The following is a 21124-nucleotide window of genomic DNA, read 5'->3' as shown; positions in this document are numbered from 1 at the left end:
ACAGTTGGGATCGGGACAGTTGGGCTCAGGGCGCCTTGTCGAGGGAGGTCGGGGCCGCGGGCTGCGGGGCCGCGGGGGGCGTCGCGCCGAGCACCCAGGCCGGGTAGGCGAGGGCCTCGGGCGGGGCGGTGCGCCGACGGCGGCGGGCGATCAGGGAGAGCACCAGGGCCACCGGGAGGAGCAGCACGCCGAGCAGGAAGAGCAGGCCGACGGTGGCCAGGGCGGCGGTGCTCCCCTGGGTGCGGCTGATCACCGAGGCGACCGGGAAGGTGCCCCGGTACCGGGAGTCGTAGGCGGCGGCCCGGTGGTCGCCCATCACGAACATCTCCCCGGTGGGGACGGTGGTGTCGAAGCAGTCCCCGCCGTTGGGCGCGCCGCCCTGCAGGTAGGGCTCGTCGAGCGGGGCTCCGTTCAGTTGGACGGGCCGGTCGCCGCACTGGGAGACGTGGTCGCCGCCGAGGGCAACCACCCGGCTGAGGGTCTTCTCGGGCGGGCCTCCGGGCTCCATGGCGGCCGTGAAGAGCACCACGTCGCCGCGCCGGACCTCCCCGGGGTCGACGGCGTACGTGGTGACCCGCTGACCGGCGTGGTAGGTGGGGGCCATGCTGCTGCTCCCCAGCACGATCACGTGCGGCCGCAGGGAGATCCCGTAGCCGATCGAGGCGGCCGGGAGTGCCAGGCCGAGGATCAGGAGGACCAGCGCCGCCTTGCCGAGTCCGCTCCATCGTTTCACGTTCGCGTCAACTCCCCGTGCCCCGCACCCCGGTACGACCGCGCCGTGCGCGCGGACAGACCGGGGAGTGTAGCGAGCGGGCCGGACGGTGCCGCGCGGCGGGGGGAGGTCACCACTGGTCTTCCGGGTCACCCTCCTCGGAGTCGTACGGGTCCGGGTCGGCCGGTTTCGGGTCGGCCACCCAGCCCGCGGCCAGGACCAGGCGGGAGGTGCGGTGGACGGCGAGGAAGGCGAACGGGCGGTCGAACTCCGCGGTGAGGCGCCGGGCCGCGTACGGGGGCCGTGCGGCGGCCCCGGCGGCCACGCCGAGGGCGGTGACCGAGGCGGCGCGGAAGCCGCGCGGGCCGAAGACGGCGGTGGTGGTCTGCCGGGCGGAGTCGACCGCCAGCGGTGCGGCGCTGATGCCGGGGAAGTGGCCGCGGGTGGTGTCGGAGGCGGCGCGCAGGCCGAACAGGTCGGGCCGTTCCAGCAGGTCGTGGTCGTCCGTCAGGTCGAACTCGACGGTGCCGACCAGGAGTTCGGGCTCACGGGAGTAGCTGCGCACCCAGCCCGCGGTCAGGCCCGGTCCGGGGGCGCCGTCGGGGAGTTCGGTGCCGGGGCGCAGCAGACCGGGCCGTTCGGCGGTGCGGACGGCGGCGGCGAGGACCGCGCCGGGGGCGGCGTCCGCGGGGCCCAGGCAGAGGTGGACGTCGACGCCGCGCAGGCCGAGCACCTTGAGGACGGTGAGCGGTCCGGCCTCGGTGCCGTCGGCGACGCCGACCCGGTCGAGCAGTCCGGTGCGGCGGTGCAGGCCCGCCACGGGACGGCCCTGCCAGGGGCCGGCCTCGGGCTCGTACGGGTGGGAGTGGAAGCGGCGGATCCAGTCGGTGCGGACGGTGAGGGCGCCGGCCAGCAGGAGTTCGGTGTCGGGCGTGACCTCGGCGGGCATCCGGGGGATCGCGCCCGCGGTCCGCTCGGCGGCCCAACCGTCCAGCGCGGCGCGGTCGGCGGCCGGGTCGCCGGTGATCCGGCGGTGGCTGTGCGGGGGCAGCGCCGCCGTCCAGGCCGGTTCGAGCGGGAGGCGTTCCCCGGTCCAGAGGCCGAGTGCGGCGGTGACGCCGGGCGTGCGGTCGAGGGCGGCGAGCAGTTCGCGTCCGGCCGCGGCGGCACCGGCGGTCGGGACGCCGAGGGCGTCGGCGAGTTGGCGGGCGGCGGGGCCGGTGGCGCCCGCGGCGAGGAGGGCGAGCGGGGCCCAGGCGCCGGGGGCGCTGAAGGCGGTGTTGCGGCCGTCGGCCGGGGCGGTGCGCCCCCAACGGGCGGTCAGCTCGTTGACGGCGCGGACGGTGTGGTGCATCGGCACGGTGCGGCTCTCCCCGGTGGCGGTCCTGTGCCGGAGGGTAGGCGCTGCGCGGGCCCGGCGGCGAGCGGTTATCGGCGGCGGTCGTCCGCGGCCTCGCCGCCCCGCCGGCGCACCGAGCGGGTGGGGTGGTTCCGGGGTGGGCGGCGGGGGGTTCGCGGACGCGCGGGGGTCGGGAGGGTGGTGCGCCATGGCGGCCCGGGCACCCCGCGCTCGGGCCGCCATGGCGCTGGCGGGCGCGGCCCCCGGTCTCCCGGTTTTCCCCTCCCGGGGAGTGGGGGCCGCGCCGCCGCTTCGGGTGGCTGTCGCCGCTGACCGTCCGCGTGGGGGTGGGGCCGGTCAGCGACGGGACCGGGGGCCGGTCAGCGGCGCTGCCAGAGGGCCGGGACGTTCGGCGGCTCCCACCCGGCGTACGCGATGTGGCCCTGGATGCAGACGTAGGTGACGCCGTTGTAGGTGACCACGTCGCCGGCCTTGTAGCTGGCGCCGACCGTCCAGGTGGTGGAGCCGCCGCCCGTGCTGCTCGGGCTGGGGCTGGGCGAGCCCGGGTTCGAGTTGCTGGGGCTGGGGCTGGGCGAGCCCGTCCCGTTGACGTTGAGCACGAAGTCGAAGCTGGCCTCGCGCCCGTTGCCGACCTGGCGGACCGTCATCAGCAGCGCCGGGTCGTAGATGGTGTCGGTGGCGTTGCGGGGCTCGTTCGGGAAGTACAGCTGGGTGGTGAGGATCGGCTGGTTGGGGGCCTGCACCTTGACGTGGATGTGCCGGGTGCGGCCCGGGTAGAGGCCCGGGACGATCGTGGTCAGGGTGTACGCGCCGTTGGCGGCGCTGAACTGGTGGCCGCGGAAGGTGTAGCCGGAGTTGTCGTAGGCGCCGTTGGTGTCGGCCTGCCAGAAGTCCAGCAGGGCGCCGGCGATCGGCAGGCAGTTCCGGCCGAAGACGTAGCCGCTGAGCGTCAGCGGGGTGCCGGGGGTGCCGCTGGTGACCAGGCTGGTGCGCAGCGGGGAGCCGGGCTTGAAGTACGGGCCCTCGATCTGCTCACCGGTGACGTGTCCGTCGGTGCACTCGGGGGTGAGCGGGGCCGGGGCGTCGGCGGCGACCGCGTCGCGGGCCAGCGCGACTCCGGTGCCGACCAGGACGGGGGCGGCGGCGGCCGCGGCGGCCGCCTTCAGCAGGCCCTTGCGGCTGATCTTGCGGTCGGCCAGTTCTCCCAGGCCGTCCAGTGGGTTGTGGGGGATGGACATGGCTCTCCGTTCGACTGCTTCGGATGGTCGCCGCACGCCCGGATTCCCTTGGATGGGACATGACACCTGGAGAGGTCGGGCCTCCCGGTGCGGCGGCGCTGTGGGGCGCCTCAGACGCTAGGCCCTGCCCGGCCGGGCCGTCGATGGACGGGGGCGGCGGGACGTGGTGCATTCCTCAGCAGCCGTCACGCGCCGTTCGACTGGCCTTCGGCCCGGATTCCGGCTCAACTTGCTTGTACGTCATGTGAGTTGTGGTGCTGATCGTCACGCCGTCGGGCCGCCTTGAGTTCACCTTGAGCCTGCCTTCAGGCTGCCTTCAGGCTGTCTCCAGCCGGACTGCTCGCGGAACTCGCCCGGGGTGCGACCGACTTCGCGCCGGAAGAAGCGGCAGAAGTAGGCCGGATCGGAGAAACCGGCCGCGGCGGAGACCTGACGGATCGTCATGTCCGTGGTGGTGAGCAGGTGCTTGGCCTCCAGGGTCTGCTGCTCGCGGACCAGCCGGGCCGGGGTGCGGCCGGTGGCCTCCTTCACCACCTCGTGCAAGTAGCCCGCGGAGACGCCGAGCTCACGGGCCAGTGCGAGCACCGAGCGGTCGGTGCGGTCCGAGTCGGCGATCAGCCGGGTGAACCTGCCGACCAGCGGGTGCCCGGCCGCGCGGGGCACCGCCGCCGCGTCGCGGCGGCGGGCCGCCCGCAGCGCCCGCACCAGCAGGACATGCAGCAGGGCCTGCAGGACGCTCGGCCCGCCGTCCAGCCCGGCCTCGTGCTCGGTGGTCAACTCCCGCAGGACGGACACCATTTCACGGTGCTCCCGGCGGTCCGGCCGGATCGCCGGGCCGGTCGCCAGGGAGCGCAGCAGGGCCAGGTCCTCGGGGTGCCGGTGCAGGAAGTCCTCGTTGAACAGCAGGATCCAGCCGTCGAGTCGGCCGGCCCCGCACCACCGGTGCACCTGCCCCGGCAGCACCGCGTACAGCATCGGGGGCTGGATCCGGTGCTCGACGAGGTCGATGACGTGCGTCCCGCTGCCCGCCACCACGTAGGCCAGTTCGTAGAACGAGTGCCGGTGCGGGAAGTCCGCCCTGGAGAGCGGCCCGATCGCGTCGAAACTGCCCGCCGCGAACGGCAGCAGCCCCGGATCGGGCACGTCCAGGTCGTGCAGTTCCAGGCCGGCGGCCGGTCGGAGCCTCATCGCGCCAGTGTGCGCAAACGGCCCGCCGGACGTCCAGTGGTCCAGACCAAGTGGCACGTACCGGCACACGCGGGCCCGCCCCGGCCCCATAACCGTTGGAGTGGAAGGGCGTTGATGTCCTACGGTGTGTCCGCGATCGGATCACGACGGCCTGGAGGTCGGATGCGGGTGGCGGACTTCGCTTCCTGGGAGCGGGAGTTCCCGCTGCGGTACGTGCTGGTGCGGGACGTCGGCGACGAACAGGACTGGGAGGCCGTCGAGTTGCTGGCGCGCTGCGTGGACGTCGAGGGCCTGTACGTGCCGCGTGAGCACCCGGACCGGACGGTGCTGGTGCTGGAGGGCTGCCCGGCCGACAGTCCGCTGGCGGTCATGGCCGCCGGACCGGGCGGGCGGCAGTTGGGCGATCTGATGCTGGAGGTGCTGGGCCGGAACGACGACTGGCCACCGCACGTGTTCGCCCTGTTCGACATCTCGACGGTCGCCATGCGACCGACGGCGGGCGCGCCCGGCCTGGTCGACCTGGTCCTGGGCACCCGCCTGCGCGACGACTGGGAGTACGGCCGCCCCCGTCCGCCCGCGCAGCCGTACTTCGAGGTCCGGTCGACGGACCAGCGGATCACCGCCCCGCTCACCCACTGCGGGAGCATCGGCGGCCTGTACGACCGCTACCCCCTCCCCCAGCCCGTGCAACTGATCGGCTGCGAGCCGTCCCCCGCGCTGCTCGACGGCCTGGCACCGTCCGGCGGGGGGAACGACGGCTGGGGGCAACTGGTCGGTCTCGACCGCTTCGGCGGCGTCCTGCGCACCGAGAACTTCCCGCTGCTGATCACCGAGGCCCGCCCCTCCGTCCTCGGCGGTGCGCTGCTGGACCTCACCTTCGCGGACGGCAGCCCCGACCGCCCCACCCCGGACTGCCGGAGGGTGCGCGACCTCTGGTTCGAGGGGCCGCCGAGCGAGCCCGGCGGGTGGGTCGGGTTCGACACCTCGGGCCGCGACGAGTGGCTGGGCCTGTGCCGTCCCACCAGCCTGTCCGCCGCCCCGCACGGCAGCGACGAGCACCACCTCGACGGCCGACACGCCACCGACGTCCCCGGCCTGCACCTGGCCCTCGGCGAGGCGTTCCTCGGCCCGGGCCTGTCCCTGGGCTTCGATCTGCACTGGTTGCACGAACACCTCGACGGGGGTGCCCGCCGCACCCTGGTCTGGCACGACGCGGAGACCGCCCGGCGCTCACTCGCCTGGCGGGTGGTCAGGACCGACCCGCTGCGCAGCTACTTCGACGCGGTGCTGGAGATCCTGGCGGAGCGCGGTGTGAAGGTCGTCCTGGACTGAGCCGTCCGGCGCCGGTGATGATGCCCGCATGGCGCACCACGACCACCCCTCCGCTCCCCCGGCCGTGATCCCCGGCTACGACGGCGGACCGTACCGGCACCGGCCCGAACTGCTGGACGACCACCTGTTCTGGGTGGGGCACCTGCACAACTGGTGCGCCGACCTGGAGGAGGCGGAGGAGTTCGTCGACGAGGCGGAGGACCTGGCGGCCGGGCGGTTGCAGGCGGGGCTGCTGAGCGGGGAGCAGTGGCCGGTGTTCACGGTCCCGCTGGGGGGCGGGCACCTGCTGCACGTGGTGTACCGGGCGTTCGCCGGGGACGAGGGGATCGACTACCTGCTGCACCACCCGGAGTGGGAGGCGGCCGAGCCGCTGGCCGCCGACGAGGGCTGCTTCAGCGGGCCCGGCCTGTGCTGGGACGAGCTGGTGGCCGCCGCGGACAACGGGCTGCCCGGCGGCAGCACGGCCGATCCGCACGCCCGGCTGCTCCTGCTGCTGCCCGCGTTCGGCGAGGCGGAGGCGCCCGCCGGGGCGGCCGACCGGCTGGCGGCCGCGCTGCGGGCGCGCACCCGGTTCGCGGAGCCGGAGCGGCTGGCCGCCGCGCTGCTGGCGGTCCAGGGGCCGTGCGGCGCGCCGCGCTGGCGCAGGGACCCGGACGGGGCGCTGGTCAACGACGGCGAGTACTCGCCCCGGTGCGCCACCGCGCTGCCCGCGGCCCGGCAGGCCCGGATCACGGCGGCGCTGGCCGCCCGCTGACGGCCCGGCGGGTCAGACCACCAGCAGTTCGCCGCAGGTCTCGGTGAGGACGGTGCGGGCGTCGGCGGGCAGGGCGCGGTCGGTGATGAAGCAGTCGAGGTCGGTGAGGGCGGCGAAGCTGCTGAGGCCGACGACGCCCCACTTGCTGTGGTCGGCGACGGCGACGGTGCGGTGGGCGGAGGCGATCAGGGCGCGGTTGGTCTGGGCCTCGGCGAGGTTGGGGGTGGTCAGGCCGGCGCGTTCGCTGACGCCGTGGGCGCCGATGACCAGCAGGTCGACGTGCAGGGAGCGGATGGCCTGGTCGGCGAGCGGGCCGACCAGGGCGGCGGAGCGGGTGGGGGCGCCGCCGGTGAGCAGCAGGGCGGGGCCGGCGTCGCCGCGGGTGCGGACGAGTTCGGCGACCGGCAGCGAGTTGGTGACCACGGTCAGGCCGGGGACGTCGAGCAGGCGGGTGGCGACGGCGTAGGCGGTGGTGCCCGCCGAGACGGCGACCACGCTGCCGGGCTGGACCTGGGCGGCGGCGGCCTCGGCCAGGGCGGCCTTGGTGTCGGCGGCCAGCGTGGACTTGGCCTCGAAGGCGGGCTCCTCCGCGGTGGTGGTGCGGGCGACCGCGCCGCCGTACACCTTGCGGACGGCGCCGGAGCGGGCGAGGGCGTCCAGGTCGCGGCGGACGGTCATGTCGGACACGCCGAGCTGGTCGACCAGTTCGGCGACCTTGACGGCTCCGTCGCGGCGGACCAGGTCGAGGATCAGGGCCCGGCGCTGGTCGGCGAGCAGTCCGCCGTCGGTCGTCACGGTGTCCTCCGGGTGGGGGTGCGAGTGGGACGGCGCTCAGCATAGTTCGCGGGGCGGCGCACCGACCCTGTTCGAGTCTGGTGCAGTGTGTTTGAATGTGTTGACTATATCGCCTGACCGTCCGTGACCGTCCGTTGGAGCACCCGATGACCACCGATGCCGCCGCCGATGCCGCCGCCGCCTTCGCCTCCGCCTTCGACGGCCCGCCCGACGGCGTGTGGGCCGCTCCCGGCCGGATCAACCTGATCGGCGAGCACACCGACTACAACGAGGGCTACGTGCTGCCCGCCGCGCTGCCGCACGCCACCCGGGTCGCGGCCCGCCGCCGCGAGGACGGCCTGGTGCGGGTGTTCAGCGCGCAGGGCGACGGCTCGGTGACCGCGTTCGCGCTCGCCGAGCTGGCGCCGGGCTCGGTGCCGGGCTGGGCCGCGTACCCGGCGGGCGTGTTCTGGGCGCTGGCCGAGGCCGGGCACCGGGTGGGCGGCGCCGACCTGGCGTTCTCCTCGGACGTGCCGACCGGGGCGGGCCTGTCCTCGTCCGCCGCGCTGGAGTGCGCGACCGCGATCGCCCTGGACGAGCTGTACGGCCTCGGCCTGGACGCCCCCGGCCGGGCGTTGCTGGCCCAGCGCGCCGAGAACGCCTATGTGGGGGTGCCGTGCGGCGCGCTCGACCAGATGGCGTCCAGCTGCTGCGTCGCGGGCCACGCGTACTTCCTCGACACCCGGACCCTGACCGGCCGCCAGGTGCCGCTGGACCTGCCCGCGGTCGGCCTGTCCCTGCTGGTGATCGACACCCGGGTCAAGCACGACCTCGGCGACGGCGCGTACGCGGGCCTGCGGGCGGGCTGCGAGCGGGCCGCCGAACTGCTCGGGGTGCGGGCGCTGCGCGACGTCGACACGGACGGACTGGCCGCGGCCGAGGAGCGGCTGCCCGCCGAACTGCGGCCGCTGCTGCGGCACGTGGTCACCGAGGACCGGCGGGTGCTGGACACCGTCGCGCTGCTCGACGCGGGCGACCCGCGGGCGCTCGGCCCGGTGCTGACCGCCGGGCACGCCTCGCTGCGCGACGACTACCGGGTCTCCTGCCCGGAGACCGACCTGGCGGTGGACGCCGCCAACGCGGCGGGCGCGCTGGGCGCCCGGATGATGGGCGGCGGCTTCGGCGGCTCGGTGCTCGCCCTGGTCGACACCGACCGGCTGGCGGAGGTCGAGCGGGCGGTGCGCGGGGCGTTCGCCGCGGCCGGGTTCGGCGAGCCGCAGACCTTCCCGGCGGTGCCCTCGCAGGGTGCGCACCGGCTGCGGTAGGGCGCGCACGCGGAGAACCCGCCCGGGAGGAGCCTCCCGGGCGGGTTCTCCGTGCGTGCGGGCGCCTACAGCTCGCGCAGGGTGCGGGCCGCGGTCTCGGGGCGGACGTCGTTCATGAACGCCCCCATGCCGGACTCGGTGCCCGCCAGGTACTTGAGCTTGTCGGCGGTGCGGCGCAGCGTGAACAGCTCCAGGTGCAGGGCGAGTTCGGTGGCGGCGGGCCGGGGCGCCTGGTGCCAGGCGGCGATGTACGGGGCCGGTGCGGGGAAGAGCCGGTCGAAGCGGCGCAGCAGGTCGAGGTAGATCCGCGGGAACTCGGCGCGGGCGTCGGCGTCCAGGGCGGTCAGGTCGGCGACCCGGCGGTTCGGGTAGAGGTGCACCTCGTACGGCCAGCGGGCGGCGAACGGGACGAAGGCCGTCCAGTGCTCGCCCGCCAGCACCACCCGGGAGTCCGGCTTGCCCGCGGTGGCGCGCTCGGCGGCCAGCACGTCGTCGTACAGGTTGCGGCCGGTCGCGGCGAGGTGGGCGGCGGCGCGGTCCAGGGCGAGGGAGGTGCGCGGGGTGGTGAACGGGAAGGCGTAGATCTGGCCGTGCGGGTGGCCGAGGGTGACGCCGATCTCGGCGCCGCGGTTCTCGAAGCAGTACACCTGCCGGACGCCGGGGCGGGCGTACAGCTCGGCGGTGCGGTCGGTCCAGGCGTCCAGCACCAGGCGGGCGCGCTGCTCGGACAGGTCGGCGAAGGACGCCCGGTGGTCGGAGGTGAAGCAGACCACCTCGCAGCGGCCGGTGCCCGGGGTCAGCGCGTACGGGCCGTCCGACCAGGGCGCGACGTGGGCGGCGGAGGAGTCGGCGAGCGACGGGAAGCGGTTCTCGAACACCGCGACCTGGTAGTCCGCGGCCGGGATCTCGCTGAGCCGCCCCTCCCGCGACGGGCACAGCGGGCACTCGTCGGCCGGCGGGTGGTAGGTGCGGGCCTGGCGGTGCGCGGCGACGGTGACCGCGTCGCCGGTGAACGGGTCGACCCGCACCTCGGAGACGCTCGCGGCCGGCTCCAGCGGCCGCCGGTCGGGCGCCTCGCGGTGGACGGGCTCCTCGTCGTAGTAGATCAGTTCGCGGCCGTCGGCCAGTTCGGTCACCGTCTTGTGCACGGCGGCACACTCCTCGTGGTTCGGGTCGCGGCTCGGGGCAGGAGGGGTGAGCCGATACACCGAACATCTTCGAACAGAGTGCACCACAATGCAACACCCCTCCGGTCGGCGGACCGGAGGGGTGCGGCAGGAGGGGGCGGGTTCGGGCCCCGGCTCAGGCCTTGGCGAGGACCTCGGTGACCAGGTCGCGGGCCGCGGACTGGACCTCGGCCAGGTGGGACTCGCCGCGGAAGCTCTCGGCGTAGATCTTGTAGACGTCCTCGGTGCCGGAGGGCCGGGCGGCGAACCAGGCGTTCTCGGTGGTGACCTTGAGGCCGCCGATCGCGGCGCCGTTGCCGGGGGCGTGGGTGAGGACGGCGGTGATCGGCTCGCCCGCCAGGGTGTCGGCGGTGACCCGGTCGGCGTCCAGGGCGGCCAGGGCCGCCTTCTGGGCGCGGTCGGCGGGGGCGTCGACCCGGGCGTAGACCGGGTCGCCGTGGCGGGCGACCAGCTCGCGGTACAGCGCGGAGGGGGTGCTGCCGGTGACGGCGGTGATCTCGGAGGCGAGCAGGGCCAGCAGGATGCCGTCCTTGTCGGTGCTCCACGGGGAGCCGTCGCGGCGCAGGAAGGACGCGCCCGCGGACTCCTCGCCGCCGAAGGCGACCGTCCCGTTCAGCAGACCGTCGACGAACCACTTGAAGCCGACCGGCACCTCGAGCAGTTCGCGGCCGAGCCCGGCCACCACCCGGTCGATCATCGAGGAGGAGACCAGGGTCTTGCCGACGGCCGCCGCCGCGGGCCAGCCCTCGCGGTGGCGGTACAGGTAGTCGATGGCCACGGCCAGGTAGTGGTTGGGGTTCATCAGCCCGCCGTCGGGGGTGACGATGCCGTGCCGGTCGGCGTCCGCGTCGTTGCCGGTGGCCAGGGCGTACGCGTCGCGCTTGTCGATCAGCGAGGCCATCGCGTACGGGGAGGAGCAGTCCATCCGGATCTTGCCGTCCCAGTCCAGGGTCATGAACCGCCAGGTCGGGTCGGTGAGCGGGTTGACCACGGTGAGGTCGAGGCGGTGGGTCTCGGCGATCCGGCCCCAGTAGGCGACCGAGGCGCCGCCGAGCGGGTCGGCGCCGATCCGCAGGCCCGCGTCGCGGACGGCGTCCAGGTTCACCGCGGCGGGCAGGTCGTCGACGTAGGCGCCGAGGAAGTCGTAGCGGCCGGTGGTGTCGGCGGCCAGTGCCCGGGCGTACGGGACGCGGCGGACGCCCTCCAGGCCCGCGGCGAGCAGGGCGTTGGCGCGGCGCTCGATCCAGCCGGTGGCGGTGGAGTCGGCCGGACCGCCGTGCGGCGGGTTGTACTTGAAGCCGCCGTCGGCGGGCGGGTTGTGCGAGGGCGTCACCACGATGCCGTCGGCGAGGGCCGCGGGGCGGCTGCGGTTGTGGGTGAGGATCGCGTGCGAGACCGCCGGGGTCGGCGTGTAGCCGTCCGCGGTGTCGAGCAGCACGGTGACGCCGTTGGCGGCCAGCACCTCCAGCGTGGTGGCCCGGGCGGGCTCGGAGAGTGCGTGGGTGTCGATGCCGAGGAACAGCGGCCCGGTGGTGCCCTGTTCGGCCCGGTAGTCGCAGATCGCCTGCGCGGTGGCCGCGATGTGGTCCTCGTTGAAGGCGGCGCGCAGCGCCGACCCGCGGTGCCCGGAGGTGCCGAAGGCGACGCGCTGGGCGACGTCCTCCGGGTCGGGCTGCAGTGCGTAGTAGTCCGTCACCAGGCGGGCGACGTCGATCAGGTCCTGCGGCTGCGCCGGCTGACCGGCCCGTGCGTGCACCATGTGGTTGATCCCCTCGGTCGGTACGGCAAGGATGCCCGCCGACCATCATGCGGGCCACACCGCCCCGACGTCGGCAACGGCGTGGGCTCCCGGCCCCGGGAACGGAGGAACCCGCCCGTCCGACCTGCGCGGACCGCGGGGCCGCCCGGCGTCAGCTCCCGCCGGAGCGGCCGGAGTTGACCGCGGTGACGCGGGCGCCCCCGTCCGGCCCGCCGGCCCCCGGTTTGTTCCCCGGCCGACGGGGCAGCCTAGGCTGGGGCTGCGGGAAGGACCCCGGCGCAGTGCGGTCGCGCACGGACCGCCGCGCGGGCACCCGCCGCAGGCGACGGCCGGGGACACGAGGGGCGATGGCGGGTTCGAGGACGATGCTGCAGGGCGGGCCGACCCGGAACGGGGTCTACCCCGAGGGGGCGCTCCCCCCGGACTTCCGGCCCTGGCAGTTCCGGACCGGGAGGCACCGGGACCTCCAGTCGCCGAGCGTCTGCGACGGCACGGTGTACGTCTGCTCCCAGGACGGCGTCTGCTACGCCCTGTCCGCGGTGACGGGAGCCCTGCGCTGGAGCACCACGATCGGCGGGCGGATGGACTTCGCACCCCCCGTGGTCAGCGACGGCGTCGTCTGCGTCACCGACGACGACGGAGGGCTGTACGCGCTCGACGCCGAGGACGGCCGGGAACGCTGGCGCCAGCGCCACAGGGGTCGGGTACGGCTCGTGGCCGACGACGGCGTGCTGTACGGGGTGGACTCCGCCTGGATGTACCACCGCGGCGCCAACCCTGCGAGCCTGTTCGCGGTGGACCTCGCCAGTGGTGAAACGCTCTGGTGGACCAGTGTCCTCGACCGTTCCTCGACCCATCCCGCCCTCGCCGACGGGCGGATCTTCCGCACCAGTGACGTCGGCGACCTGACGGCGTTCGACGCCGCCACGGGCGACCTCCTGTGGCGGGTGAAGTGCGACAGCACTTGGGTGGACATGGCCAACACCCCGTGCGTCGCGGGCGGGGTCGTCTACGCCGCCGTCCAGTCCACGCTGTTCGCGCACGCCGCGGAGGACGGCGAGGTGCTGTGGGCCCGGGCCTACGACGGGCTCATCCGGGAGAGCGTCTCGGTGCTGGGCGACACCGTGTACTTCGGCACCAGGAGGTCGCGCCGGACGGGCTGCTACGCCGTCGACGCGGCCGACGGCGAGGTCCGCTGGCACTCGGCCCACCCCGGCGACGCCTCGGCCGTCGCCCTCAGCGGCACCTCGGGCTGGACCGTCTCCGGCCGGGGCATGAACTACCTGTGCGCCGTCGACCTGGCCACCGGCGCCCGGCGCTGGAAGCGGTACCTGGGCCCCAGGGGCGGCACCGTGCCCGTCCTGTGGAACGGCATCGCCGTCGTCTCGACCCACGTGGGCAGGGTGAGCGCCGTCGACGCCCGGACCGGACGGATGCCGTCCCGGCTCGCCGCCTTCACCCGTGCCACCGGCGGTCGGTGACCGAGCGGGGCTACTTCTTGCGGCCGCCGCCGCTGCCGCGCTTGGGCTGGGCGGTGCGGCCGCTGCCGCGCTGGCCCCCCGGCTTGGGCTTGCCGCCCTGGCCGGTGCGCTGCTGGGACTGGGCCCCGGGCTGGCCCTTGGGCTGCGGGCGGGCGGGCTTCTTCGCGGACGGGCGGCGCTGCTCCTCGGCGGCGGCGGTGCGGCCGCGGGAGCTGTTGGCGGTGCGGCCGCGGACGATGCCGATGAACTCCTCGACCAGGTCGGTGGTGGCCTCCTCCGGCCAGGCGAGGGCGACCTGCGACTGCGGGACGTCGAGCAGCGTGCGGTAGGTCAGGTCGCGGCGGTGGTGCAGCCGGGCCAGCGACTGCGGGACGGCCAGCACGCCGACGTTGGCGGCGACTAGCTCGATCGCGTCGCCGGTGGTGGCGGGCCGCTCGAAGGCCGGGCGGCCGGGCAGTTCGGGCCAGTCGAGGGTGTCGTCCTGCGGGTGGAAGACGATCTCCTCGGCGAGGTCGGCGACGGTGACCTCCTCGGCGGCGGCCAGCCAGTGGTCCTTGGGGAACACCACGACGGTGGTCTCGGTGTACAGCGGGATGGCGCTCAGCACCGTCCGGTCCACCGGCAGCCGGACCAGCCCGGCGTCCGCGCCGCCGGACAGCAGCAGGGCGTGCCCGTCGGCGGGCGTCGACTGCAGCAGTTCGAGCGGGACGTCCGGCAGCCGCTCCCCCCACACCCGCAGCCACTTGGTGGGCGTCACCCCGGGCACGTACACCAGGCGGAAGGAGGCGGGGGACTGCTCGTTCTCGGTCACGGGCTCCAGGCTAGCGGTCCGCCGGAGGCCGCCGCGGGCGGCGGGGCGGTGGCCGTGAGCTGGGCAGGGGCTCGTTCCCTATACCCTTGTCGCATGACTACGCCCAAGCCCAAGACCTCCCAGACCATGAAGCCCGCGACCGCGGCCAAGAAGCTGGGGATCTACCTGGCGGCGACCCCCGCCGAGTTCCAGGCGGGCGTCGTCTCCCGCGAGGAGCTCAACGCGATGCAGGCCGAGCCGCCGCAGTGGCTGGCCGACCTGCGGCGCAACGGGCCGCACCCGCGGCAGGTGGTGGCCGCCCGGCTCGGCATCTCGGTCACCGGCCTGAACCGGGCCGGGATCGCCGAGGCGCTGACCACCGAGCAGATCGACGCGCTGCGCGAGGAGGACCCGGAGTGGCTGCGCCGCGAGCGTGCGCTCCAGGCCGAGGTGCGCAAGGAGGCGCAGCGGGTGAAGGACGCGGCGGACAAGGCGGCGAAGGTGAAGGCCGAGCGGGCCGCGGGCAGGTCCCTGCGCAAGTAGCGGGTGGCGCCGGGTGCCCGGCGCCGGGCAGTAAGTAGCACGATCCGATCGTTGCAGGGCCGTTTCCGTGCGGCGGCACTCTTTCGGATGGTGTGCCCACGACATGAACGGCGTTGCGGGGTACGGCGGCTGACGGTCCGCCAGCATGGCGATCATGATGTCGCTACGCCGTACCGCCCCAGCAGCTCTCGTCGCCTGCACGGCCCTGCTGCTGCCGCTCGCCCCCGCCGCCGGTGCCGCCGACCGGCCCGGGCCCCGTTCGACCGAGGAAGCCGTCTCCGGCGTGCTGGACGGCATCCGGCAGGACCCGGCGCGTCTGGACGCCTTCCTGCGGGCGATGCCCAAGGGCGGTGACCTGCACAACCACCTCTCCGGCGCGGTCTCCACCGAGCTGCTGATCCGGCTGGCCGCGCAGGACGGCCTGTGCATCGACTCGGTGACCCTCGCCTCGGCGACCGGCCCCTGCCAGGGCACCCTGCGTCCGGCGGGGGACGCGCTGGCGGAGGGCGAGTTCCGCACCCAGGTGATCCGGGCCTGGTCGATGCAGGACTTCACGCCGGGCCCGGAGTCCGGCCACGACCACTTCTTCGCCACCTTCGGCAAGTTCGGCGAGGCCAGCTGGCGCCACCCGGGCACGATGCTCGCCGAGGTGACCGACACCATGGCGGCGCAGCACCAGAGCTACCTGGAGACCATGCTTACCCCGTCCTCGGTCGGGGTGGCGAAGCTGGCCGCCGAGGTCGGCTTCGACACCGACTTCGCGGCGCTGCGGCAGAAGCTGCTGGCGGACGGCCGGATGCAGGCGCTGGTGGACGGGGCCCGCACCGACCTGGACACCGCGCTGGCCGAGTACCAGGCCACCGAGCAGTGCGGCACCGCGCAGGCCCGGCCGGGCTGTGCGGTGACGGTGCGGGTGCAGTCCCAGGCCTCCCGGGCGTCCACTCCGGCGCGGGTGTTCGCGCAGCTGCTGCTGGGCATGGAACTGGCCTCCCAGGACGAGCGGTTCGTCGCGGTGAACCTGGTGCAGCCGGAGGACTACCAGTCCTCGCTGGACAACTACCAGCTCCAGATGGAGATGCTGGACTTCCTGCGTCCGCTCTACCCGAAGGCCCACATCAGCCTGCACGCGGGCGAGTTGGTGCCCGGGCTGGTGAAGCCCGCGGACCTGGCCTTCCACATCCGGCAGGCCGTGCTGACCGGCCACGCCGAGCGGATCGGGCACGGCGTGGACGTCACCCACGAGGACGACTCGGCGGAGCTGCTGCGCACCCTGGCCGAGCGCAAGGTGCTGGTCGAGGTGCCGCTGACCTCCAACGCGCAGATCCTCCAGGTGGAGGGGCAGCAGCACCCGTTCCCGCTGTACCGCAAGTACGGGGTGCCGACGGCGCTGGCCACCGACGACCCGGGGGTGGAGCGGATCGACATCACCCACGAGTACGTGCGGGCGGCGCAGACCTACGGCCTGGGCTACGCCGAGCTGAAGGACCTGGCGCGCAACTCGCTGGAGTACGGCTTCGTGGCGGGCCGCAGCCTGTGGCGGGACCGCGACGGCTTCAAGCCGGTGCCGGAGTGCCAGGGGCGGACGCTGGGGGCGGAGAACCCGACGCCGAAGTGCGCGGCGCTGCTGGCGGCCAGCCCGAAGGCGGCGCTGGAGTGGAAGCAGGAGGGGGCGTTCCGGGCCTTCGAGGCCTCGGTGCTGCACCTGAAGTAGCCCGGTGAGGAGAGGGGCGACGGCCCGCCGGGGGTGGCTCCCCCCGGCGGGCCGTCGGCGTGCGCGGCGGGCTCGGTCAGTGGCGGCCGAGGTGGGCGCGGAGTTCGACGAGCGGTTCGGCGGCGTCGGGGGCCCCGGCGGCGCGGAACATCGCGACGGCGGCGTCCAGGCGGGCCAGGGCGGCCTCGGGGCGGTCGAGCCGGTTGGCCTCCAGCAGGGCGGCGACCCGGATCGACTCGGCCTGCCCGTGGTGCGCGCCGGGGCCGTAGGCGGCGAACGCGGCGACGGCCCGCTCCATCTCGGCCAGCGCCTCCTCGTTGCGCCCCAGGCTGCTCAGGGTGCGGGCCCGGGTGTCGTGCAGGGTGCCCTCGGGGCAGCCGCTGGCGAACTCCTGGTCCTCGGCCGCGGCGGTGCGCGCCACCTCGGCGGCCTCGTCGATCCGGGCCAGGGCCTGTTCGGCGGCCTCGGGGTGCTCGGGGCCGTGCCGGTCGGCGGTGTGGCGGGCCTGGCGCAGCAGCATGTCGAAGACGGCGTCGGGGTGCGGGGCGGTGCGGTGGCTGTCGAGGGCGCGCTGCCGGGCCAGGTCGGCGGCGGGCCACTGCTCGGCGGAGGCGAGGGCGGAGGCGGCCTCGGCGGCGACCATGGTGAGGATGTGCTTCTCCTCGAACTCGGCGACCCGGTCGGCGAGCAGCAGGTACTCCTCGGCGGCGGCCCGGGGCTCGCCGATCTCGCGCAGGCCGCGGGCCAGGGTCAGCCGGGCCTGGGCCTGCTCGCGGACGTCGAGTTCGGCGAACCCGGGTTCCAGCAGCACGGACTCCAGGACGGCGACCCCGTCGTCGGCGCGGCCGGCGCTGCACAGCGCCTGGCCGAGCATGACGCGCGCGGAGGCGGCGTCGTCGGCGTCGCCGAGGCGGTCGTAGCGGGCGGCGGACTCGGTGAACGCGGCCGCGGCCTCGGCCGGGCGGCCCAGGCCGAGGTAGGTGCGGCCGAGGGCGTCGTGCACCCGGGCGGCGCCGGCGGAGCGGTCGCCGTACTGGACGACCACCGCGACGGCCCGCTGGAGGTACTCCTCGGCGGTCTTCAGGTCGCCGTTGTACAGGGCGAGTTCGCCGCGCTGGCCGTGGACGTGGGCGAGCCGCCAGGGGGCGGCGGCCTGCGCGACCAGCTCCTCGGCCTCGGCGATCATCCGGTCGGCCTCGGCGGCGGCGCCGCCCTGCTGGTGGCGGCCGGCCAGGAAGCGGGCCCGGGCGCCCAGCAGGCGGGCGTTGGCCTGGCGGTGCGGGAAGCCGTGCCGGCCGGCCTCGGTGTAGAGCTGTTCGAGGGTGGCCTCGGCCTCGGCGAGGGCGGCCGGGTCGGGGCCGGGGCCGTCGGGGCCGCCCTCGGCGGCGGCCGCGAAGACGGCGCGCATCTCGGCGTTGACCTGCAGCTGCAGCACGGCGACCAGTTCGCGGCCGCCGAACGGGGCTCCGGCGGCCGCGAGTTCGGCGAGCCGGTCGCGGATGTCGCGGATCTGCCGGAGGTCGCCGGGCCGGTCGTCGGCGGGGCCGATCCGGCGGGCCCGGGCGCCGAGGGCGCGGGCGGTCAGCCCGGCCTGCTCGAACAGCTCGGCGGCCTGGGCGTACAGCGCGTTGGCCTCGGCGTCGGGCAGCCGCTCGTCGAAGGCGCGCTCCAGGGCGAGTTCGGCCCGGAGCTGGGCCAGCGGGCCGAGGCCGGTCTGCTCGGCGTCCTCGGGGTGGCGGTGCTCGGGGGCCTCGATCAGGGCGCCGATCCGGTTCCAGTGCAGGAGCGCGTCGGGGTGGTTGGTGTTGCTCAACTCGCGTGCCTTGGCTACGAGTTCGACCAGGTCGACGGGCTCCTCCGGGGTGCCGGGCGAGGCCGGGGCGGAGGTCGGGAGCGGGGTGTCGGCGGTGGCGGCGGCGCGCAGGCCCAGCGGCATCGGCTCGGCGAACAGCGGGGTGCGGGCCAGCCGGGCGCGGCGGGCCCCGCCGACCGCACCGGTGCCGTTGCGGGCGTCGAAGCGGGCGGCCAACTCGTCGCCCTCGGTGCGCAGTTCGGCGTGGAGCTGGGCGGCGGTGCGGTGCGCACCGGGCGGTCCGGCCACCGGAACGTCGCCGTGGCCGTCCTCGACCAGGCGGCCGAGCAGGAGTTGGGCGCCGGTGAGGAAGTGCAGCCGGGAGAGCGGGTCGCCGTGCCGGTCGAAGAGGTCCCGGTTCTCGGCGAGGATCTCCAGGCCGCGCGGCTCGTTGCGGGTGAGTGCGCAGAACTCGAGGTGCAGGCCGATCACCCGGGCGGCGCCGGAGCGGCCCCGGGCCCAGCGGTAGCCGGTCAGGTGCGCGGAGCGGGCCTCCTCGACCCGGCCGGTGCGCAGCAGCGGCAGCAGCGCGAGGGCCCGGCTGACGTGCGGCTCCTCGGAGCAGGAACGCTCGCCGGAGAACACCGGCTGCCAGGTCTCCAGGGCCCGCTCGTCGTCCCCGAGGTCGACGAAGTGCAGGGCCTGGTCGCGCAGTTCGCAGGCCTGGCAGTCGCTGTAGCGGGAGCGCCAGCGGGTCGCCCACAGCTCGAAGGCGTCCTGCACGCCCTCGCCGGTGTGCGCGGCGAGCCGGTACTGCCGGGCGTAGTAGGGCTGCAGGTCGTGGCCCTGGGCGAGGTAGTGGCTGCGCAGTTCGCCGTGCCAGCGGCGGACCGCCTCCAGCGGCACCTCGGGGACGCTCAGCAGGGCGTTGGCGACCCACTTGTAGCGCCAGTCGGTGGCGTGGTTCTCCCAGTCGCCGAAGCTGTCGGGGTGCTCCTTGCGGAGCTTGGCGATCCGGGCGAAGGCCACCGGCAGCTTGCGCTGCTCGGCGTCGTACTCGTACGCCTCGGTCAGCTCCAGCAGGGCGACGGCGAGCAGCTCGGGGTCGTCGAACTGCTCGGCGGCGTCGACGAGCTCCTCCGCGGTGACGGTGCGCTGGCGGCCGTACGGGAGCTGGTCGTTGTCGCGCAGGGCGGTGCGGACGGCGTCGATGGTGTCGAGCATCACGACTCCTGGGGCGGCGTGGCGGGCGGGTTCTGCGCGGCGGGCTCGTGGCCGAGCGTGGCGTGGTCGAGCAGGGCCAGGAAGGAGCGGTTCAGCAGCGCGGACTCGCTGGCCTTCAGCGGGCGGCGGGTGAGCAGCAGGGCCTGGCCGTACAGCGCCTCGACGGTGGTGATCGCCAGCTCGCGGTGCCGGATGCCGGCGGCCCGGCGCACCAGCGGGTTGAGGTGGTTGAGGACGAGTTGGGCGCGGGGCGCGGAGCTGCCCAGCGAGCCGAGGATGTCGGCCCACAACCCGTCCGCCTGGTCGGCGAGTTGGGTGCGGGTGCGCTCGTGCCGGGCTTCCCGGTCGTCGAGCAGCAGGGCGGGGGCGCTGCTGGGGTGGAAGGTGCGCAGGGCGACGTCGCAGTCGAAGCGGCCGAGCACCTCGCGGGCGGTGGCGAGGAACGCGGCGGCGGCCAGTTCGGTGGCCGGGTCGACGTTGTCGAGGTGCGCGGTCACGGTGGCCGGGTCGAGGTCGGCGACGGTGATGCCGGTGCGGATCTCGGGCAGCCGGTGCACCAGGTCGCGGTCGTAGGTGTAGCCGCCGTTGATGACGCCCAGGCCCGCGGCGCCCGCGATCGGGGCGACCTGGCGGAACTCCTCGACGGTGCGGGTGACCAGGACGACCGGGTGGGCGCGGGCGAACTCGTCCAGCGTGACGTTGCCGTCGGTGGTCTCGAACGGCAGCCAGGGCAGCAGCATCCGCAGCAGCTGGTCGTCGTGCCGGGCCAGCGACTTGACGGCCAGGTGGTGCACCGACAGGAAGCGGTGCAGCAGGCCCGGGTCGCTGGCGGACAGGTCGGTCAGCCAGTCGCGGATGCGCAGGCCGAGCGCGTCGCGGACGGCGGCGAGCGTCTCGTCCGCGTACAGCGCCTCGCGGGAGGCGGTGGGGCGCAGCCGTTCGGCGTCGACCACGCAGCGCACGAAGAACGCCCACTCGGGGAGCAGTTCGTCGGCCTGGTCGGAGAGCAGCATGCCCTTGAGGTGGACCCGGTGCCCGGCCCGGCGGGACGGCGGGACGGCCTCCGGCAGCACGTAGGCGACGCCGCTGAGGCCGACCAGCGGCAGGTCCAGGTCGATGGTGTCGAGCGGGGTGAAGTCGAAGGTGTCGCGGCAGTGCGCGGTGAGCGCCTCGCGCCGGGCGGCGGGGTTGCCGTAGCGGCGGGCCCACGGCGCGGGGGTGTCGTTGACCTGGGTGGTGCGCCCGGCGCCGTCGACCACGGTGACCTGGTGGCGCAGCAGGCTGCCGTAGTGGCGGGCGAGTTCGAGGACGCGGCGGGGTGAGGTCCACTCCTCGGCGTCGGTGCGCGGGGTGAGGGTGACGGTGGTGCCGGGCTCGGGACGGGCCTCGGCGGGCAGCGTGGTGATGGTGTAGCGGCCGTCGGAGCGGCCGCGCCACTCGACCACCGGCGCGTCGGGGGTGCGGGCGGAGCGGGTGGTGACGGTGATCTCGTCCGCGACGACGAAGCAGGCGAGCAGGCCGATGCCGAACTGGCCGATGAACTCGGCGCGGGCGTCGGCGAGTCGGCCGGCGTCCAGGTCGCCCTCGGCGGTCCGCTTGGAGCTGCGGCCGATGGTGGCGAGGAAGGTGTGCACGTCCGCCTCGGTGAGGCCGACGCCGGTGTCGGAGACCGAGAGGGCGTCGCCCGCGGTGACGGTGATCGCGGCGGGCGCGGCCGGGTCGAGGACCTGCCGGGCGGTGATCGCGTCGACCGCGTTCTGCAGCAGTTCGCGCAGGTAGACGCGGGGGCTGGAGTACAGGTGGTGGGAGAGCAGGTCGACCAGGCCGCGCAGGTCCACCTGGAAGGTGTGCGCGCTGGGGTCGTTGGGGGTCACCGGGGCTGGTCCTTCGGCTGGTGCGGGCGGAGGTCGGTCGGGGGCGGTGCCGTGGAGCTCGGCACGGCGGGTCCGGTACG

The 21124-nt window shown here is 75.1% G+C and carries 16 protein-coding genes; 6 read left to right on the top strand and 10 right to left on the bottom strand.

Features of this window, described 5'->3' with window-relative positions; all coding sequences use genetic code 11:
- Positions 1-25: 25 nt before the first annotated feature.
- The 4 genes from lepB to QSK52_RS00595 form a co-directional block, all read right to left on the bottom strand.
- Positions 26-733 carry a signal peptidase I gene (gene lepB, locus QSK52_RS00610; protein WP_285732252.1) on the bottom strand — a complete coding sequence of 236 codons (708 nt, stop codon included), beginning with the start codon at positions 731-733 and terminating at the stop codon, positions 26-28.
- Between the two features lie 109 nt (positions 734-842).
- Positions 843-2066 (bottom strand): serpin family protein, encoded by a 1224-nt coding sequence (locus QSK52_RS00605; protein ID WP_352230262.1) that lies wholly within the window; start codon positions 2064-2066, stop codon positions 843-845.
- 365 nt (positions 2067-2431) lie between these two features.
- Entirely contained in the window at positions 2432-3310 is an 879-nt protein-coding gene (locus QSK52_RS00600; protein WP_285732250.1) for a carbohydrate-binding protein, read from the bottom strand.
- A 288-nt stretch (positions 3311-3598) separates the two neighbouring features.
- Entirely contained in the window at positions 3599-4498 is a 900-nt protein-coding gene (locus QSK52_RS00595; protein ID WP_285732248.1) for an AraC family transcriptional regulator, read from the bottom strand.
- Positions 4499-4666: 168 nt separating this feature from the next.
- On the opposite strand from QSK52_RS00595, the gene QSK52_RS00590 reads away from it, so the two are divergent.
- Together QSK52_RS00590 and QSK52_RS00585 are read left to right on the top strand one after the other, a co-directional pair.
- Positions 4667-5830, top strand: a complete 1164-nt coding sequence (locus QSK52_RS00590; RefSeq protein ID WP_285732245.1) for a hypothetical protein — start codon at positions 4667-4669, stop codon at positions 5828-5830.
- 28 nt (positions 5831-5858) lie between these two features.
- Complete coding sequence (locus QSK52_RS00585; protein ID WP_285732242.1) at positions 5859-6584, top strand: hypothetical protein; 726 nt, start codon at positions 5859-5861, stop codon at positions 6582-6584.
- 12 nt (positions 6585-6596) lie between these two features.
- On the opposite strand, the gene QSK52_RS00580 is transcribed toward QSK52_RS00585, so the two are convergent.
- Entirely contained in the window at positions 6597-7379 is a 783-nt protein-coding gene (locus QSK52_RS00580) for a DeoR/GlpR family DNA-binding transcription regulator (protein ID WP_285732240.1), read from the bottom strand.
- 146 nt (positions 7380-7525) lie between these two features.
- Between QSK52_RS00580 and galK the strand changes: the two genes are divergently transcribed.
- Positions 7526-8683 carry a galactokinase gene (gene galK, locus QSK52_RS00575; RefSeq protein WP_285732238.1) on the top strand — a complete coding sequence of 386 codons (1158 nt, stop codon included), beginning with the start codon at positions 7526-7528 and terminating at the stop codon, positions 8681-8683.
- 65 nt (positions 8684-8748) lie between these two features.
- Here galK and galT read toward each other — a convergent pair whose 3' ends face one another.
- Together galT and pgm are read right to left on the bottom strand one after the other, a co-directional pair.
- Complete coding sequence (gene galT / locus QSK52_RS00570; protein ID WP_285732235.1) at positions 8749-9831, bottom strand: galactose-1-phosphate uridylyltransferase; 1083 nt, start codon at positions 9829-9831, stop codon at positions 8749-8751.
- Between the two features lie 154 nt (positions 9832-9985).
- Positions 9986-11629 carry a phosphoglucomutase (alpha-D-glucose-1,6-bisphosphate-dependent) gene (gene pgm / locus QSK52_RS00565; RefSeq protein WP_285732233.1) on the bottom strand — a complete coding sequence of 548 codons (1644 nt, stop codon included), beginning with the start codon at positions 11627-11629 and terminating at the stop codon, positions 9986-9988.
- 347 nt (positions 11630-11976) lie between these two features.
- On the opposite strand from pgm, the gene QSK52_RS00560 reads away from it, so the two are divergent.
- Complete coding sequence (locus tag QSK52_RS00560) at positions 11977-13110, top strand: PQQ-binding-like beta-propeller repeat protein (RefSeq protein WP_285732231.1); 1134 nt, start codon at positions 11977-11979, stop codon at positions 13108-13110.
- A 10-nt stretch (positions 13111-13120) separates the two neighbouring features.
- On the opposite strand, the gene QSK52_RS00555 is transcribed toward QSK52_RS00560, so the two are convergent.
- Positions 13121-13921 carry a LysR family substrate-binding domain-containing protein gene (locus tag QSK52_RS00555; RefSeq protein ID WP_285732229.1) on the bottom strand — a complete coding sequence of 267 codons (801 nt, stop codon included), beginning with the start codon at positions 13919-13921 and terminating at the stop codon, positions 13121-13123.
- Between the two features lie 93 nt (positions 13922-14014).
- On the opposite strand from QSK52_RS00555, the gene QSK52_RS00550 reads away from it, so the two are divergent.
- Both QSK52_RS00550 and QSK52_RS00545 read left to right on the top strand, forming a co-directional pair.
- Positions 14015-14443, top strand: a complete 429-nt coding sequence (locus tag QSK52_RS00550) for a DUF5997 family protein (protein WP_285732227.1) — start codon at positions 14015-14017, stop codon at positions 14441-14443.
- 145 nt (positions 14444-14588) lie between these two features.
- Complete coding sequence (locus QSK52_RS00545) at positions 14589-16154, top strand: adenosine deaminase family protein (RefSeq protein ID WP_285732225.1); 1566 nt, start codon at positions 14589-14591, stop codon at positions 16152-16154.
- A gap of 76 nt (positions 16155-16230) precedes the next feature.
- On the opposite strand, the gene QSK52_RS00540 is transcribed toward QSK52_RS00545, so the two are convergent.
- Together QSK52_RS00540 and QSK52_RS00535 are read right to left on the bottom strand one after the other, a co-directional pair.
- Entirely contained in the window at positions 16231-19170 is a 2940-nt protein-coding gene (locus QSK52_RS00540) for a tetratricopeptide repeat protein (protein WP_285732223.1), read from the bottom strand.
- On the bottom strand, positions 19170-21044 hold the full coding sequence (locus QSK52_RS00535; protein WP_285732221.1) for an HSP90 family protein: 1875 nt from the start codon (positions 21042-21044) through the stop codon (positions 19170-19172). Before QSK52_RS00535 ends, QSK52_RS00540 begins: the two co-directional genes overlap by 1 nt.
- Positions 21045-21124 lie beyond the last annotated feature (80 nt).

The sequence above is a fragment of the Kitasatospora phosalacinea genome (assembly GCF_030268885.1).
Classification (GTDB): Bacteria; Actinomycetota; Actinomycetes; order Streptomycetales; family Streptomycetaceae; genus Kitasatospora; species Kitasatospora phosalacinea_C.
The sequence above is the reverse complement of the archived record's forward strand: the minus strand, read 5'-3'. Positions and strand labels throughout refer to the sequence as shown.